General features: G+C 36.1%; 9 protein-coding genes. All 9 read left to right on the top strand.

Annotated features, from left to right (window positions below; all coding sequences use genetic code 11):
- Nucleotides 1–201 precede the first annotated feature (201 nt).
- The 9 genes from QUH73_RS05010 (at nucleotide 202) to QUH73_RS05050 (ending at nucleotide 19,110) form a co-directional block, all read left to right on the top strand.
- The gene (locus QUH73_RS05010; RefSeq protein ID WP_289529365.1) at nucleotides 202–1,455 is read left to right on the top strand and encodes an efflux RND transporter periplasmic adaptor subunit; all 1,254 of its coding nucleotides are present in this window, start codon (nucleotides 202–204) and stop codon (nucleotides 1,453–1,455) included.
- Nucleotides 1,456–1,527: 72 nt separating this feature from the next.
- Nucleotides 1,528–2,217, top strand: a complete 690-nt coding sequence (locus tag QUH73_RS05015; protein ID WP_289529366.1) for an ABC transporter ATP-binding protein — start codon at nucleotides 1,528–1,530, stop codon at nucleotides 2,215–2,217.
- Nucleotides 2,218–2,264: 47 nt separating this feature from the next.
- Nucleotides 2,265–4,583, top strand: a complete 2,319-nt coding sequence (locus tag QUH73_RS05020) for an ABC transporter permease (protein ID WP_289529367.1) — start codon at nucleotides 2,265–2,267, stop codon at nucleotides 4,581–4,583.
- 63 nt (nucleotides 4,584–4,646) lie between these two features.
- Nucleotides 4,647–6,998 carry an ABC transporter permease gene (locus tag QUH73_RS05025; RefSeq protein WP_289529368.1) on the top strand — a complete coding sequence of 784 codons (2,352 nt, stop codon included), beginning with the start codon at nucleotides 4,647–4,649 and terminating at the stop codon, nucleotides 6,996–6,998.
- A 15-nt stretch (nucleotides 6,999–7,013) separates the two neighbouring features.
- On the top strand, nucleotides 7,014–9,404 hold the full coding sequence (locus QUH73_RS05030; protein WP_289529369.1) for an ABC transporter permease: 2,391 nt from the start codon (nucleotides 7,014–7,016) through the stop codon (nucleotides 9,402–9,404).
- Between the two features lie 71 nt (nucleotides 9,405–9,475).
- On the top strand, nucleotides 9,476–11,842 hold the full coding sequence (locus QUH73_RS05035) for an ABC transporter permease (RefSeq protein WP_289529370.1): 2,367 nt from the start codon (nucleotides 9,476–9,478) through the stop codon (nucleotides 11,840–11,842).
- A 61-nt stretch (nucleotides 11,843–11,903) separates the two neighbouring features.
- Nucleotides 11,904–14,270: an ABC transporter permease gene (locus tag QUH73_RS05040; RefSeq protein WP_289529371.1), complete on the top strand. Its 2,367-nt coding sequence runs from the start codon at nucleotides 11,904–11,906 to the stop codon at nucleotides 14,268–14,270.
- A gap of 72 nt (nucleotides 14,271–14,342) precedes the next feature.
- Nucleotides 14,343–16,709: an ABC transporter permease gene (locus QUH73_RS05045; RefSeq protein WP_289529372.1), complete on the top strand. Its 2,367-nt coding sequence runs from the start codon at nucleotides 14,343–14,345 to the stop codon at nucleotides 16,707–16,709.
- 16 nt (nucleotides 16,710–16,725) lie between these two features.
- A complete protein-coding gene (locus QUH73_RS05050) occupies nucleotides 16,726–19,110 on the top strand; it encodes an ABC transporter permease (protein WP_289529373.1) in 2,385 nt (794 codons plus the stop codon).
- Nucleotides 19,111–19,149: the final 39 nt, after the last annotated feature.

Raw genomic sequence — 19,149 nt, forward strand, 5'->3', positions numbered from 1 at the left:
ATGAAACTTACAAGCCTTGGCACAGGATTGGATAAGCATTGGGTGAATGAATTGGAATAAACATGTATTTGAAATTGTTCAATCGAATTTATTCTTGATGATGCAGAAAAGAATAAACCACAGAGCACACTGAGAAATGCACAGAGAAAAAATACAAACAAGGAATCAAATATTCCGCTTTAAAACAAAAAGAGCTTACATATGTCAATGGATCGTAAAATAGAAGTGAAGAAAGGTTTTAAAACCAAGCATATTTATATCCTGCTTGGAGTCATTTTTCTGGGTTTGTTAGTGTGGATGCTGCTGAGTAGTTCTACCTCTACCTATCGTACCGAACTCGATAAACTCACCATAACAGAAGTTTCGCAGGCAGAGTTTAAAGATTACATTTCGATTGTTGGAACCGTTGAACCGAAAACGACCATTTACATGGATGTAGAGGAAGGTGGTAAAGTCGTCGAAAAATTAATTGACGAAGGAGAATTGGTGAAAAAAGGCGATGTTATTCTCAGGCTGATTAACAACGATCTTAAATTGCAGATTCTCAATACTGAGTCGTCACTTGCCTATCAGGCCAATGAGCTGCGCAATACTTTGATTAATATGGAACAGCAGAAAATCAGCAACAAACAACAAATTCTTAGTATCGACAGCGACATCATCAGACAAAAGAGACAATACGAACAGAACCTGCTTTTATTCGAAAAGGGATTTATTTCGAAAGAAGTCTACTTAAGATCGAAGGAAGATTATGACCTTTCCCTGCAAGACCGCCAGTTAAGATATCAACGAATGGTGCAGGATTCCATCTTTCGGGAGAATCAGAAAACACAAATGAACAGCAGTCTGAATAACATGAAACAAAACCTTGAAATGGTTCGGGAACGACTGGAGAACCTGAATATTAAAGCACCGGCTGATGGTCAGCTGGGAAGTCTGGATATTGAAATCGGTCAATCGATTAGCCGTGGCGAGAGAATAGGTCAGCTTCATATTTTGAACAATTTTAAGGTGAGTGCCGAAGTCGATGAACATTATATTGACCGTGTCCGCCGCGATTTAAGTGCTTCGCTGCAGCGCAACGATCAGGAGTTTATTCTGAAAGCTAAAAAAGTATATCCTGAGGTTCGCGATGGCCGTTTTAAGGTCGATCTTATTTTCGATGGAAAATCACCTGATAATTTACGTACCGGGCAAACCTATCACATAAAACTTGAATTGGGACAAGCGGTTGAAGCTACTCTGCTGGCCCGTGGGGGATTCTTCCAAAGCACCGGCGGACAATGGGTATTTGTTTTGGATGAATCGGGGCGGTTTGCCACCAAACGAAACATCAAAATCGGCAGACAGAATTCTCAATATTTCGAAGTATTGGAAGGATTGCAAACCGGAGAAAAAGTGATTACCTCGAGTTACGATACTTTCGGAGACAATGAACGGATTGATTTTAAATAATGTTCATGTACTGAACTTAAAAATTCGAATTAGTAAATTACACATGAAAATAAATTCTAAAATTAAATAGCTATGATTAACACAGTAAACCTAAGTAAGGTATTTAGAACTGATGAAATTGAGACTTTGGCGCTTAACAATGTAAATCTGAAAATCAACAAAGGCGAATTTGTTGCCATTATGGGTCCATCGGGTTGCGGCAAATCTACCCTGATGAACATTCTGGGTTTGCTCGATAATCCTTCGGAAGGACAATACACTTTTGATAACACTGAAGTTGCAGGTTTGAAAGAAGGTCAGCGCACCGATCTGCGAAAAGGAAACATTGGTTTTGTATTTCAAAGTTTCAACCTGATTGATGAGTTGAATGTATTCGAAAATGTTGAAATGCCATTGGTTTATCAGCGCATCAGCAGCAAAACCAGAAAAGAGATGGTAAACAAAGTGCTGGAACGCATGAACATGAGCCATCGTGCAAAGCACTATCCTCAGCAACTTTCGGGTGGTCAGCAGCAACGTGTGGCAATTGCCCGGGCGGTGGTTTCCAACCCAGGATTAATACTTGCCGATGAGCCAACCGGTAATCTGGACTCAAAAAACGGACAGGAAGTGATGGAACTGCTTACCGAACTGAACCGCGAAGGAACAACAATCATTATGGTGACCCACTCCATTCAAGATGCCGGCTATGCCCACCGAATCATCAATCTGTTTGATGGAAAAGTTGTGATGGAAGAAAGTTTGATTGCTGAGGTAATGTAAATCTATTCTTCCCTATTAATTGTTGATAACCGTTAAATACATAAACCATGATCTCTAATCATTTGAAATCTTTTGCTCTGCACCTTTGGAAAAATAAACTTTATAGTGTGATCACTATTCTGGGTTTTGCCATATCTATCATGTTTATTCTCCTTTTGAGTATTTATATAAAAAATGAATATTCGGCCGATCAGTTTCATTTGAAAAAAGACAAGATTTTCCGTTTGACACATGGGGAAGAATCTGGTTTTGCACCTCCATCCGGATCATTGCTAATGCAAAAATTTCCGGAAGTAGAAAATTTTGCCAGAACCCGAAATATAGGAGTTTATGTAAAAGCTCCCGGCACTCCTAAATTGAAAAACCTGGCACTATTTGCGGATTCATCCTTTCTTAGCATTTTCTCATTCAAGATGCTTAACGGCGATAATAAAACTGCATTAATCAGGCAAAACACAGTCGTTTTAACGAAGTCTTTTGCTTATAAACTGTTTGGTAAACTTCCGGAATTAGGAACGACTCTTACAATTAACGATGATTTTGATTTTGAAGTAACCGGCATTATGGAAGATGTACCTGACAACACGCACTTTCAGAAATTTGATATGCTTGTTAATTTCCCCACAATGGGGAAACTATTTGGGATCAGTGATTTTTTGGAATCGTACGACAGTAATTCTTATGGCTTGTATATTTTAACGAAACCCAATACCAATATCCAGGCTAAAGCACCCGAAATATTAAAAATATTCAAGGAAGTGAATTGGATGTTTAAAAGAGAATATGTAAAATCTATTGAATTAGAGCCAATTGTTGATTCGTACTTCAGCACGTCCAAGTCCTACGACACTAAAAATAAAAGCAAAGGTTTTCTTCAGATATTATCGGGAATTGTATTTCTGATATTGGTGCTTTCCATTATCAACTACGTGAATCTTACAGTTGCTCAATCGTCTTTTCGCAGCCGTGAAATTGCAATCAAAAAATTAATTGGCGGAAAGAAAAAAGACTTGTTTTTGCAAAGTTTGTCCGAATCAATTATCCTTAGTTTCCTGTCTTTGCTGCTGGCAATTATCTTGTGTTTTCAGGTAGTACCTGTTTTCAATTATTTGCTGAACGCGAAACTCAATTTTATTGCGGAATTTACATGGATCAACATTTGCATTGCTCTTTTATTTATGGGGGTTATTGGCATTATCTCAGGAATAATACCAGCCATTAAAATTGCCCGGTTCGATCCCATTGATGTATTGAAAGGCAAAATCAGAATGAAGGAGAAAAGTATCTATTCCCGAATCATGGTTAGTTTTCAATACCTCATTATTATTAGCTTAATCACCTGTGCTTTTTTTATCAGCAAACAAACTAATTTTCTTCGGAATCATCAATTGGGTTTCGAACAGGAAAATATGCTTTGTTTTGAGAGTGAAATACCTCGTGAGAAACAGCGTGTTTTGGAGGAAATACTGAAAAAAATCCCCGGAGTTGAAGATGTTTGTTTAAGTGCCGGAACACCTCTTGACGGAGGAAACAACTCTTGTTTTAATTATAAGGATAAAGAACTAAGCTTTCAACATTTTATTGTGGATACTAACTTCTTTAAATTGTTGAACATTCCGATTAGAAAAACGGGCATTGCCTTTTCTAAAAACATTTGCCTGCTGAATGAAGCCGCGGTAAAAGAATTGGAATTGCCCGAAAATGAGAGCAATTTCAAACTAAATGGTACTGAATATCCCATTTACGGAATCGTCAAAAATTTCCATTTCAGGGATTTAAAAAGCAAGTTAGGACCCGCCTATTTTCATATTCTAAAACCCGATCAGTATGCCTGGAGCTATGTAATAAAATTAAACGGTAAGAATAATTACGAAACCATTCAAAAAATTAAAAAAGCACATAGCGACTTTACCGATGGTACGCCATTACAATTGGAATTTTTTAACGAAACAGTTCACAACTGGTACGAAAAAGAAGACAAAACCGGAAAAATTGTAATGTACTTTACTCTACTTACCGTAATTATTTCGGTTATGGGATTGTTTGCCATGTCGCTGTACTACGTTCAGCAAAAAAGGAAAGAAATCGGTATCCGCAAAGTGAACGGAGCCAAAACCAAAGAAATATTGGCTATGCTAAACAAAGATTTCCTGAAATGGGTAGTCATCGCCTTTGTATTTGCCTGCCCAATAGCCTGGTATGCCATGCACAAATGGCTCGAAAACTTTGCCTACAAAACAGAACTTAGTTGGTGGATTTTTGCCTTGGCAGGACTCATTGCTTTGGGAATTGCATTGCTTACGGTTTCGTTTCAATCGTGGCGGGCCGCTACAAGGAATCCGGTGGAGAGTTTGAGGTATGAGTAAATAATCGTTCCAAAAAACTCCTGAAGCAGCAAAAAGAAAACACCAACAGTAAAAACACATCCCATGATAGCATACGACATAAAATCAGCTTTAAAGAGTCTTTTCTCAGATAGAAAATTCACTTTGATTAATATAACTGGATTTGCTTTTGCAATATCTGTCTGTTTGGCTATCTCCTTATTTTTACTTCAAGAGTATTCCTACGATAGTTATCCTCAAAATGCTGATCGTATTGTTCGAATTATTGATTCGAATAAAAACTCCAGCAATATAGATTATCGAGCAAAAGATATATTATTGGAAAACTATCCTGAATTTGAAAATGCATGTTTGGTACAACGAGAAACGAATCCAACAAATATCAATATTGGCAACAAAGCATTCAGCATTTCAGATATCATGTCCGTTGACGATCAATTTTTTAAATTGTTTTCGACTTCTTTTCTATATGGAAATCCATCAAAACCATTTGAAAATATCAATTCGGCAATTCTTACAGAAAGTATGTCCAAACAATTATTTGGTACAGAAAATCCAATTGGAAAGGAAATTTTATTTGAAAGAACAAATCTTCTAACCATAACAGGAGTTATTAAGGATTTTCCATCCAATTCCAGTATATCTGCAGATTTATTATTAAATGCTGAAAATGATGATTTTAAATTCTCATTTAGTTGCGAGAAATTCTCAGATAAAAGTACTCATCGCTGGGAATTTAGAATATATGCTCTTATTGGTGCAGACATAGATCATCATGTTCTAAGTGAAAAAATAAATTCTAAACTTGGTTCATTACAACCATATATTGATAAAATTGGGTTTCTTCCTATTAAAAACATGTATTTAAATGACTCCACTATTGGGAGTCACTCAAAAAGAGGAAACCCGGAACTTCTAAAATTACTTGCAGCAATTGCCTTCATTATTTTAATCCTTGCCGTGGTTAATTACATCAACCTAACACTGGCTCAACAAAATAAGCGAAATAAAACTACAGGTATCAAGAAAAGTTTTGGAGCATCCACTTCCGATTTATTTGTTCATTTTATTATTGAATCGGTAATCGTATCTGCAATTGCTTTCATTTTATCTATTGTTTTGGTTTATGCCTTATCTCCTTTATATACTTCGGTATTTGGTTCTCCCATTTATATTGACAAATTGCTCGACACCTCTGTACTGTTATGCTTGCTTATGTGCATCTTAATTGTTGGTTGCATTAGTGGTATAGCACCAGCTCTTGTTTTATCCAGATCGAATCCAAACGATATCATAAAAAAAACTGCCCGTCAAGGTAAAACTCAATCCTACTTTCGTAATGCACTTATCATTTTTCAGTTTACGGTTTCAATCATCTTGATTATCTCCTTATTGGTTGTGCAAAAACAAATTTCATTTGTCAAAAACAAAAATCCCGGATTCTCAGAAGAACATCTGATCTGCCTTTCAATCCCCTATCTTCCAAAGGAAGAAAAATCAAAAACTCAATCATTAGTAAATGAACTAAGAAATTATCCGTTTTTTCAAAATATATCTCTAACCAATGGTGTACCCGGCAAAATAAATTTTCAAATGGGATCTGGGATCGAGAATAAAGATCTTGCTATTCCTTGTTTAATTGTTGACACAGCTTTTATTTCCACTTTTCAACTTCAGATTGTAAAAGGTCGAAATTTAGAATCCGGAGATTACGGAAAAGTCTGTATGGTTAATGAATCATTCTATAATTACTTTGATTTTAACAATTTAGAAAATAAAAAATATGATAATTACCGAGACGATGGTTTAGAGATTATAGCCGTTGTGAATGATTTTCAATACAGATCTTCGCACAATAAAATAGCACCACTCTGTCTTATATTTGCTGAGAATAATAATTATTATCATCTAAACATAAGGATTGCAGCAAATAGTCTTCCCTCTGCAATGAAAACAATAAAAGAAAAATGGGAAGAAATAATGCCGGCCTACCCTCTTAAATATCAATTCTTCGATGATTGGTTTGATCAGATGTATGAGAAAGAAGAACGTTTTGCCAAAACGATTGGGCTATTTGCTCTATTGGCTATTGCTATTTCTTGTTTTGGAATTTTAGGACTCGCAATTTTCTCTTCAGAACAACGCACAAAAGAAATCGGTGTTCGTAAAGTGAACGGAGCCAAAACCTACGAAATCATAAGCATGCTAAACCGAGGATTTTCTAAATGGATAGCCATTGCCTTTGTAATAGCCTGCCCCATTGCCTGGTATGCTATGAACAAATGGCTGCAAAACTTTGCCTACAAAACAGAACTTAGCTGGTGGATTTTTGCCTTGGCAGGACTCATTGCCTTGGGAATTGCATTGCTTACGGTTTCGTTTCAATCGTGGAGAGCCGCTACAAGGAATCCGGTGGAGAGTTTGAGGTATGAATAAATCTAAAATGACAATATGCTTTGGTACAATTTTAAATACGCAATAAGAAACATTCTTAGACAGAAAACCTATAGTATCACAAATATTATTGGCTTGTCCGTTTCGCTTGCTTCCGTTTTTTTAATTCTTTATTACATTCAATTTGAGACTGGCTTTGATCAATATTTTTCTAATAGTGATAGAGTTGTCCGTTTCACAATAGAATATCAAAAAAAAGATTACAACAATCATTTTGCACGAGTAAAAAATCCTGTTATTCAATACTTGGCTGATGATTTTCCGGAGGTAGAATATATGGCTCGTCTTTCTCCATTTAAACAGTGTGCTGTAAAAATCGGTGAAAACAAATTTTACAGCAAAGGAGCTTATGCCACCGATTGGAATTATTTCAAAGTTTTCAATGGCACATTGTTGTTGGGAAATCCCAATAAAATATTAAATTCTAAAGGTCAGGCTGTTATTTCAGAATCACTTCGAAACAAATTCTTTGGCCCAGAAAATCCGATAGGCAAGCAAATTTCTTTGGAGCATCTACACGATCCAAAATTTCATAATTATACTATTGTTGGAATCCTAAAAGATGTTCCCGCACAATCTCATTTTCATCCTGAAATTCTAATCTCTCTCGAAAATCAAGCTGATTATTCAGCATGGAATTATACCTATTTACTCTTAGACAAAGCTGAGAGTATTAAAAGGGTGAGTAAACAGTTTAATCAATTTAAGAAAAAACATTTTAGTGAAAAAGATATAACCTCCAACATTCTTCATCTGCAAGCTATTCATGATATTCATCTTCATAGTAACAAGGACAGAGAAATTGAAATCAATGGAGATATAAAAAACATTCATTTCTTAATACTATTGACCATTCTTATCTTTCTTGTTGCTTTATTAAATTTCACAAATATTAATATCGTTTCTACAAAAGAACGATCTAGAAACATATTAATAAACCATTTATTGGGTGGAAAATTGCAGCACATTGCAATGGTTGCTTTGTGGCAAAACTTACTAATTGTTGGGGTTTCGGTTGTTTTAGGAATTGGCTTGGCTCGAATTGCTTATTCGGGTTTTCAACAATTATTTTACTTACCAGATTTTATTATTACAAAGTCTACTCTCAAGCACTTCTTACAAATAATCTTTTTTCTTATTGTATGTGGTTCTTTAATAGGAACCTTACCATTACTAAAGCACAAATTAAAATCTAATTTACTCAATAAGACTTCTCTAAGTTTACAAGCCAAATCTGGAAAAAAAACAAGAGGAGTGTTACTATCTCTTCAATTTGCAATTGTAGTCGGCTTATTAATTACCACTTTCGTTATTCAAAGTCAAATTAATCTGTTAATGGAAAACCGACTGGGAGGAACGAACAAAAATATTATCAACATTACCGATATATCGCCCTCTCTAACTTCTAAATATGATCTCTTTAAAAATAAATTATTAAAAATCTCAGGAATTGAAAACGTTACTGCTTCAATGGAGGAACCCAGTGGTGAAATAATGGATGCTTTTCCCTATCATCTGGAAGGTGTTACCCAAGAAGAATTCTCCAGTAATCCGTTAAATGTATTTACATGTGATCACAATTTCCTTGATTTTTATCATGTACAAATATTGGCTGGAAACAACTTCACTTCAGATACTGTAAGCAAACAATATATTCTTAATAAAACAGCATTACAATACATTGATCCAAAACTACAAGCCGAAGATTTCCTAAACAGATCATTTGAGTTCAACTTTTTTTACAAGAAACTTTTACCCAAAGGACAAATCGTTGGAATTTGTGATGATCTGCATTTAACCAGCATGAATGAAAAGGAAAAACCATTGGCAATTCATTATCAAAACATGGTTAATTCGTGCATAAGCATACGCTTTACCCCAGAAGCCCTTCAAAGTGCTTTAAGTGGCATTCAAGATACATGGCAAGAATTATTTCCTGATTATGCACTAAGCTATCAATTCATTGATGATTTGTATTTACAACGATATCAACAATACATCAACCAGCGGAATTTCCTCAGTGCTTTGTCCTTACTGGCAATCCTAATTGCTTGTATCGGCCTAATTGCAATCTCTATTTCAATTATACAAGCAAGAAAAAGAGAAATAAGCATTAGAAAGGTGAATGGAGCCAAATCTTTTGAGATCATACACCTGCTTAATAAAGATATATTAAAATGGATAGCCATCGCCTTTGTTATAGCATGCCCCATTGCCTGGTATGCTATGAACAAATGGCTGCAAAACTTTGCCTACAAAACAGAACTTAGCTGGTGGATTTTTGCCTTGGCAGGACTCATTGCCTTGGGAATTGCATTGCTTACGGTTTCGTTTCAATCGTGGAGAGCCGCTACAAGGAATCCGGTGGAGAGTTTGAGGTATGAGTAATGAATTTGATTCCAAGTTAATCTGTGTTTAGCCCATAATTTACTATAAAAACATTCTTAAGAATATAAATCATGCTTCTATACAATCTTAAACTTGCTATTAGAAACCTTTTAAGTAACAAAGTAGTTTTGCTTATTAATATTTTGGGACTTTCAGTAGGAATAACCATAGGATTGTTAATATTCTCTTTTGCACAAAAAGAATTATCAACTGATCATTTTCTTCGTCAGTACGAACAGGTATTTACCCTGCTTCGAAATGATCAGCCAGGAGTAGCAAAACAAATGAGTCAATTGGTAAAAAAAGAAATACCAGAGATCGAATCCATAACAAACTGTCATTACGAGCAGGCTCCTCAGGTATTCGTGAAAAATAATGATGTCAGTTTTAAGATTAAAAGACTTTTGATAGCCGATTCTTCTTTTTTTAAGGTTTTTCAGCTGGCATCAGTTTATGGAAATCCATCTAATTCTTTGAACAAATCAAATCAATTGGTATTGACAAAATCGCTGGCAAAAAAGATTTTTGGTGATACAAACCCTATTGGAAAAAGTTTACTATACAATACCACTCATTTACAGAATGAATTAGTAGAAGTAACAGCTGTTATCGAAGATTTACCTCATAATTCGTCATGGGATTTTGAGGCTGTTCTTTCAACACTAACCAATTATAAAATTGATGGGTATCGAAATCAGGGATGGGGGAATCAAAATTTTATCTCCTTTCTCAAGACCAAGGAAAATATCGATCCAGAGCTTCTGCAGGAGAAGATCATGAATATGTCCCAAGAAAATATACCTGACGAATACAAGAATCTCATTCAATTTTCCATATTTCCATTTTCTCAACTCTATTTTAACTTTCCAAAACACAGCAAGTTAAAGCATGGAAATAAATTTACCCTGGCGATCATCCAAATCATTGGTTTTCTAATTCTATTTCTTGCCTGTGTTAATTACATTAATTTGGTAACTGCCCAGCGCGGAAAAAGATATAAGAATGTTGCTATTATTAAAACCATGGGCAGTAACAAACGACATATCTTAGCTCTGTTTACATACGAATCGGCAATAACTCTTCTTATTGTTTTAGTGCTGGTAATCAACTTCGTAATGATTCTATTAAGCGGATTTAACCAGTTAACTCATTCTGCTTTTTCCTTAATCGAAATATTTACCGGTTGGAATCTATGTATGTTAGTTTTCATCATGCTATTTACACTGGCAATAACAGGTTTGTTTCCCGGATTGATTTTTAGCAGGCAAACCACAAGTGCTCTTATTAACAGGCATGTTGATAAAAAACAAAAAAATAGCTTAAGAAATGGCTTGCTGGTGTTCCAGTTTTTTATTTCAATCATATTAATTACTTGTTTACTTGTAATCAACCACCAGAACAAACTTCTATTCAACAACAATCCTGGATTTGAAAAGGAACATATTCTCTACGCAAGTACCAACACTGATCTGGAAAACAACATTCAGGCTTTTACAAACCAACTACTGCAAACACCGGGAATAGATGATCTTACCTTTTCGAGCGAACCAATCTTAAAAATTTCTGAAAATTGGGGTTTATCCTTTATAAATAGAGGAAAGGAAGAAACAATCAGTTTTGCCAAGTTTAGAGTTAGCTCTAATTTTTTCAATTTCTTTACCATTCAATTAAAACAGGGCAAAAGTTTTACAGAACACTCAAAAGCAAAGTGGGACTTTATTCTCAACGAAACGGCTATTCACAATTTCGACATCAAAGAACTTTCTGATGCCCGAATGCTCTTTGGTAAAGACCCCTCTTCCGGAACCATAATTGGTGAGGTGGAAGATTTTAACTTTGAATCGATGCATTCCCCCATTCGCGAAGCTGTATTTACCTGCTCAGGAAAAAGCGATGAAGTTATTTACCTGAAGACAACAGCCAATACTCCGGAGATATTGGAACAAACCATTCACTCAATTAAAAAAAAATGGAACGAATTTTCACCGAATTTCCCTTTTGAATATCATTTTCTTGATGATTCCTGGGAACAGCTTTATAGAAAAGAAAAGCAGTTTCAAAAAATCGTCAGCTATGCCGCTCTAATTTCTCTCTTTCTATCCTGTTTAGGACTGATAGGATTAAGTTTTTTTGTAATTGAAAACCGAACCAAAGAAATAGGAATCCGAAAAGTAAATGGTGCCAAAACTATCGAGATAATGAGTATGCTAAATCTGGATATATTAAAATGGACATTAATCGCCTTTGTTATAGCCTGCCCCATTGCCTGGTATGCCATGCACAAATGGCTCGAAAACTTTGCCTACAAAACAGAACTTAGCTGGTGGATTTTTGCCTTGGCAGGATTGATTGCCATGGGAATTGCACTGCTTACCGTTTCTTTTCAATCGTGGCGGGCAGCTACAAGAAATCCGGTAGAGAGTTTGAGGTACGAGTAAAACAATTAGTAATAAATCAATGGAAAGACTGAAGGTAATATCATTATAAAAACTTAAAATCATGATAAAGAATTATTTTAAGATCGCCTTTGCAAACCTTGTTAAAAGTAAAGCTTATTCTTTAATCAGCATCGTAAGCCTTACTATAGGCCTTGCTGTTAGTGTTTTGCTTTTAATCTATGTTTTGGATGAATTGAGCTTCGATCGTTATCATGATAAGGCAGATCATATCTACAGATTGTGCCAGGAGCAACATCCTTACCAATCGCCTCAAACAGCAAAGTATCTCGATGATAATCTCCCTGAAATAAAATCTCATGCCCGAATCTTATCCCGTCCATATGAGATTATTCAGTATAAAGAACTCCGGTTTAAAGAAAACAAAGTTGCCTATGTTGATCCTGCATTATTTCAGATTTTCTCCTTTAAATTCTTAAAGGGAAACCCATATACAGCACTAGATCGGCCCGCTACAATTGTGATCTCCGAAAAAATAGCACAAAAATATTTTGGCAATGCAAATCCCATTGGCCAAACATTCAGGGTAAATAATAAAACTGATTATACAATTACAGGGGTGATAGCTGATATACCTCACAATTCCCATTTTCGATACGAAATTTTTGCAACACTGGCCGATGCCAACACTGTTTATGGTGTTGAATCTATGAATAGTTGGGGCTGGCAAAATTTTCTGGTCTATTTTGAGATGCAGGATGAATTTTCAAAACCCGACGTAGAAGCAAAAATCGGTCAGATACTTAGAAAGGCTCAAAACACAGATCCTGATAGCCCACTGGCAAAATACACGATACAGCCGTTAAAAGATATACACCTTTATTCTTCTCATTTTTTGGGTGATATTCAACCACAAAACAGCATCACTTATATCTTGATTTTTTCGACTATCGGTCTTTTAATATTATTGATTGCCTGTTTCAATTATATCAACTTACTAACAGCGAATGCCACAACACGCGTAACCGAAATTGGCATCAGAAAAACTTTTGGTGCTTCCAGAAATCAATTGGCAATGCAATTTATTAGTGAATCAATAGTGGTGTTCATGATATCATTAATTCTGGCACTGGCAGTTGTTAAGATTAGTTTACCAATTTTTAATTCCCTTTCTGAAAAAGAACTGTTTTTTTCAATACTATTCGATGTCAATATAAGCTTCGGCATTCTTGGAATCATGTTGATTGTAATAATTTTAGCTGGATGGTATCCCGCCTTCATTCTTTCATCTTTTAATCCGATAAAAATATTAAAGGCATCAAAAAGTAGTGGCCGTTCTAAATTTCAATTCAAAACAATTCTTGTAGGTACACAATTTACCATTGTAATTGCTCTAATAGCTTGTGCAATTATCATGTCCCGGCAAATCAATTTACTTCAACAAAAGGAATTGGGATTCAATAAGGAATCTGTCCTTTTATCTGTAGTTGACTTTGGTGATGAGGAAAAATACAATACGCTTAAGGAAACACTACTCAATCAGAGTTTTGTGAGTTCTGTTTCTTCAGCGAGTCGGGTTCCTTCAGGCTCGCTCAATAATGAAGGCGGGGTTTTGCTGGAGGGTAGATCCAAAAATGAAGCGACTGCAATTGCATATGTTCATGTCAACTTCGATTACTTTGAAACACTTGGCATAAATGCAGCACAAGGTCGATTATTTTCGAATCAGTTTAAAACGGATAAAACCGAGGCAGTCATTTTAAACGAAGCTGCCGTAAAAAAAATAGGGATAAATGGTGATCCGATCGGACTGTCGCTTCAGTGCAATTGGCCACAATCCAAAAGGACGATTGTGGGTGTTATCGATGACATTAATTTCGAATCACTCTATGACAGAATTAAACCAATAGTTTTCGTTATTAAGCCGGATGAGTGCTCAGAGCTTATGATTAAGATAAAACCTTCCTCCGCCACAAACCACATTCAGTCGATAACGCAAATATGCGAGAAAATTTATCCCGATCAGGTATTTGATTTTCATTTTTTAGATGCAAGCCTGGATCAACTCTATCAAAAAGACAAAAAAACGTTTCAACTTCTGGGATATTTTTCAGCACTGGCAATTATACTTGCCTGCATGGGACTGTTTGGTATGGCATCCTTTATTTTAACACGACGAATCAAAGAAATAGGAATCCGCAAAGTAAACGGCGCCAAAACCTACGAAGTTATTGCTATGCTAAACAAAGATTTCCTTAAATGGGTAATCATCGCCTTTGTAATAGCTTGCCCCATTGCCTGGTATGCCATGAACAAATGGCTCGAAAACTTTGCTTACAAAACGGAACTTAGCTGGTGGATTTTTGCTTTGGCCGGACTCATTGCCATGGGAATTGCGCTGCTTACCGTTTCTTTTCAATCGTGGCGGGCAGCTACAAGAAATCCGGTAGAGAGTTTGAGGTACGAATAAACGAAATTAAGTAGATACCTGCTTACAAGTGAAATACAATAACAAGAGTAACGAAACTATATAAAAACAAATATGAATCTTCCACTAAACCTGACATTAGCAATCCGTAATATCTTCAAGAAGAAGACACAATCCATAATCAGTATTTTAGGATTGGGAATAGGTGTAGGCTGTGTTTTTCTTTTGATGCTGCTTTACATCCACGAAAATTCATTCAATGGCTCCATACCGAACAAGCAATTAATATATAGAGTATTGCAAGGCAACGATTGTCGCACTTCATTCCCATTGGCAAGCACAAGTAAAGATGAAATCCCTTTGGTTGATAATTATTTCAGATATTATCAAACCGCCGATGTTGAACTAAAAGATTCCCGCAACGAAATTGTGCAGGATCATCGGTTTGCTTTTGCAGATGCCAGCATTTTTGATTGTCTTGGTATCGGGTTTATACAGGGAAAACCTGCCCAATCAAAATCGGAAGTCTGTCTTTCTGAAACTACTGCCCAAAAGTACTTTAACAGCCTCAACGTCTGCAATCAACTTCTTAAAATCAAGCTGAATAATCAATTTATATCTTTACGGATTACAGGCGTTTACAAAAATTTTCCCACCAATTCTACTTTCAATGCCAATTTCATTGCCCACATTGATTTAACACAAGAGGTACTCAGTCACAACCAAGAAATGTTCGGTCATTACGGACAGGAAAACGAAGAGTTTAAAGACTGGAATCACTTTCCGTTTCATAGTTATTTGCTCCTAAATCCGAAGGCAAATCCAGAGGTAATTGTTCACAATATCCAAAACTATAAAACACGAACAAATCATGAAAAACGGAAAACAATGGATTTTAGTTTGCAGACAATTACCGATATCTATTTAAAGTCAAATGATGTTACGGGAGATACATTTACACCATCGGGAAATGCAAAACAGTTAATTTATTTTTTAGCCATTGCTTTATTCATTTTACTCATCGCAATTGTCAATTACATTTTTTTAACCAAGGCAAAAATCACCTCCCGTTTAAAAGAGTTGGGAACCCAGAAAGCATTGGGAGCCTCAGGTGTTGCCATCAAAAAACAAATCGTACTCGAATCAAATTTAATTTCTTTCATCAGCCTTGTTCCTGCTTTTTTCATCCTGATTGTTGGCATTCCATTTCTGAACGCAACTTTGGATCGCAACCTGAGTATTGAATTGTTCTCGATGTGGCAGGTATGGTCCTTATTGATTCTCATTGTTTTGCTTACCGGTTCCGTTGCCGGATTAGTAATCGGTATACATGTTTCCAGAGTTTCAACTGTTCTTTTGCTTTTGGGTAAAGTTTCGCAAACACCAAAAGTAAAATCATGGAACAACTCCTTTCTGAGTTTGCATTTTGCCATATTTATAGTATTGATTGTTGGTGTTCTAACAGTCAAAAAGCAACTCCATTATGCTCAAACCAGTTCCCAAAACATCAATCCCAAAAACATTATTATCTGTGAGTTAAATTCAACAGAATTAAGAAATCAGTTTAATGTTATCCAAACGGAAGTGGAAAAAATTCCTGGGGTTAAGTATTCCGCCGGATCTTCTTTTATTCCGCCTTTCAATTACTTTCTGCCGGTTAATTTGCAATACGAAAATGAAAGAATTCAATTCGATGGACTAATTATGGGTAAGGGAATGGCAGAACTTCTGGAGCTTAAAATTATAGAAGGAGAAAGTTTTGGAGACTTCCGCACCGATCAAACAGAAATGATTTTTAACGAATCAGCAGCCAAACAATATAATCTGAAAGCTGGTGAGATGTTTAATGGATGCTATGTAAAAGGAATTGTTAAAGATTTTAATGCTCATTCGTTACGAAGGATGATTCAACCCTTGGTTATTCTTCAGCAAGACCCTAAAAAAATGAGTTTGTTTGCCATAAAAACAAATGGGGAAAATGATGAGGCAATTACAGAGTCTGTTCAAAATTTATTCAAAGAAATTTCTCCTGATAAAATAGTAAAAGTCTATTCTCTTGCCGATCAGATTACCGAATTCTACCAAACAGAACAACAACAGGCAAAACTAATCAGTGCCTTCTCACTGCTTGCAATTGTTCTTTCTGTAATGGGATTATTGGGAATGGTACTCAACACCATATCAAGAAAAACCAAAGAAATAGGTGTCCGCAAAGTAAACGGAGCCAAAACCTACGAAATTATTGCAATGCTTAACAAAGGTTTTGCAAAATGGGTAGCCATCGCCTTTGTGTTGGCCTGCCCGATTGCCTGGTATACGATGAACCAATGGCTCGAAAACTTCGCTTACAAAACAGAGCTCAGCTGGTGGATTTTTGCCGTAGCAGGATTAATTGCCATGGGAATTGCGTTGCTTACCGTTTCTATTCAATCGTGGAGAGTGGCAACAAGAAATCCGTTAGAGAGTTTGCGTTACGAATAAACCTAAAACAAACAACATGCTTTGGTATCATTTAAAATTATCGGTTTTACGTCTGCTTAAAAACAGAGCTTTTTCAGTAACCAATATACTGGGTCTCAGTATTGGAATTGCATCCTTTTTTGTCTTGTTCATTCATGTGCAAAACGAACAAGGCTACGACAGGCATATCACGGATTATCAGGATATCTACAGAGTCGCATCAACTCCTTCGCATGTAGATGATCCTTGGGCCAGAAGTTTAGGATTCATCAAGGAAGCCTCTGCCAATTTTCCGGAGGTAGAAGACGCAGCACAATTTTCACATTGCCAGTCGGGAACCATTAAAATACACGAACAAAGCGTATCGCAAAAAGACATTTTATCGGTCGATACCAATTTTATGAACCTATTTGGTATTGAAAGTTTGGTTGGCAATTTGTCTGAAATTACAAAACCCAATGTTGCTTTTATATCAGAACGATTTGCTCAAAAACATTTTAAAGACAGAAACCCAATTGGCGAATACATTGATGTTGAGGGCTTGCAATACAGAAGAGATCTTGGAAAATATGAAATTGTTGGTATCGTTAAAAACACCCCCATCAAAACTCATTTTAATTGCGAAATCCTGCTTTCCCAAAAAGGTTCGCTCGATGCAGCCTATACCTCTTTGTCTGAAAGAAAAACTCAATGGGTTTACAACTATCTAAAATTGAAAAAAGGAGTTGCTCCTTCCATTGTTGAAGAAAAACTCCTCAATGCATTCAATACTTCAAGCTTTAGACAAACCCGGGGACCAAAAGATTACAAATTCAGCCTTACAAAACTTTCCGATATTCACTTAAAATCCAATTTCAGATTTGAATTGAAAGAGAGCAATACAAAAATAAATATCAATTTATTCGCAGTAGTAGCCATTATTATTTTACTGGTTTCCTTAATCAACTTTGTTAGTTTAATCACGGTTAACCTCTTCAAAAGATCAAAAGAATTTGGATTAAAATCATCAATCGGAGCTCACCGAAAACATTTATTGACACAAGTTCTTATTGAAGTAATTCTGCTTTGTTCGTTGTCAATCATTATCGCTCTAATTTTAATTGAGGTACTAACACCTTACATTAACAACTTCTATGATATTCAATTCTGCGTTTTTTATTCTGAACCAATCATTTATCTGGCAGCAGTGGCCGTTCTGCTGTTTAGTGGAATTCTAAGCATCCTTTTTGTGCGCTTTTTTATTCTAAAAAACAATTCAACCAGCGATATCATTAAAGGTCATACATCTTTAACCGGCAGGCGTATTTTACAACCATTAATGATCTTTCAAATCCTGATTGTAATTGTGCTCATTTCATCTGCAATTTTGGTCAACAAACAAATCTCATACCTGCTGAATAAACCTCTTGGCTTTACAAAAGAAAATATTGTTGTCCTCAACATGAAAGATTTTTCGAAAGATCCCAATGTGTTTGCCAATGAGTTACGGAAAAAATCACCCATCGAATCAGTTGGTTTTACGCTGCAGCATTTTGGATATCCCACACAAACCATATCGCTTGATGGATTTGGGATTGATGGCACTGCAGAAATGTCGATGGCTAATTATGATTTCTTAAAAACCATGAACATTCCATTTGTTCACAACTACATCAACACTTCATTGGATACCATTGAAGGAATGGTTATCAACGAACATTTGTTTAAAAGATTGATGGAAAAACACAAAACTCTTGAGGAACTGAATTCATTTCGATCAGGAATACCATTGGAAGCAGATCAGAGAAGAGTTGATATCATTGGCGTTGTAAAAGATTTTAATTACAGTTCTGCACACGATCAAATTGGCGACTACGTTTTCCTCATCGATGAATCCCGAAGCAGAGCAAGGTTTATGCATGTTCGAATATCCCCGGGGAATACAAGAAGTGCCATGACCAGCATTCAGGAAGAATGGCAAAAACATTACCCCAACCAAAAAATGGATTACTTCTTTATGGATGATAAAATTGCGCAGCAATACAAATCGGAGAACATCCTGAGACGGATATTGATGAGTTTCTCAATTCTTGGCATCATCATCGGAATCCTCGGAATTAGTGCTCTCTCCTATTTTACCTCCGAACAACGCACCAAAGAAATAGGCATCCGCAAGGTAAACGGAGCTAAAACTTTTGAAGTAATTACAATGCTAAACAAAGGATTTGCAAAATGGGTAACCATCGCCTTTGTGTTGGCCTGCCCAATTGCCTGGTATGCCATGCACAAATGGCTCGAGAACTTTGCCTACAAAACAGAACTCAGCTGGTGGATTTTTGCCTTGGCAGGACTCATTGCCATGGGAATTGCGCTGCTTACCGTTTCGTTTCAGTCGTGGCGGGCAGCTACAAGAAATCCGGTGGAGAGTTTACGTTACGAATAGATCTAATAATCTGTTCACGAAAACCGTAGGGACATGCCA

The organism is Labilibaculum sp. K2S (assembly GCF_030372765.1).
Lineage (GTDB): Bacteria > Bacteroidota > Bacteroidia > Bacteroidales > Marinifilaceae > Labilibaculum.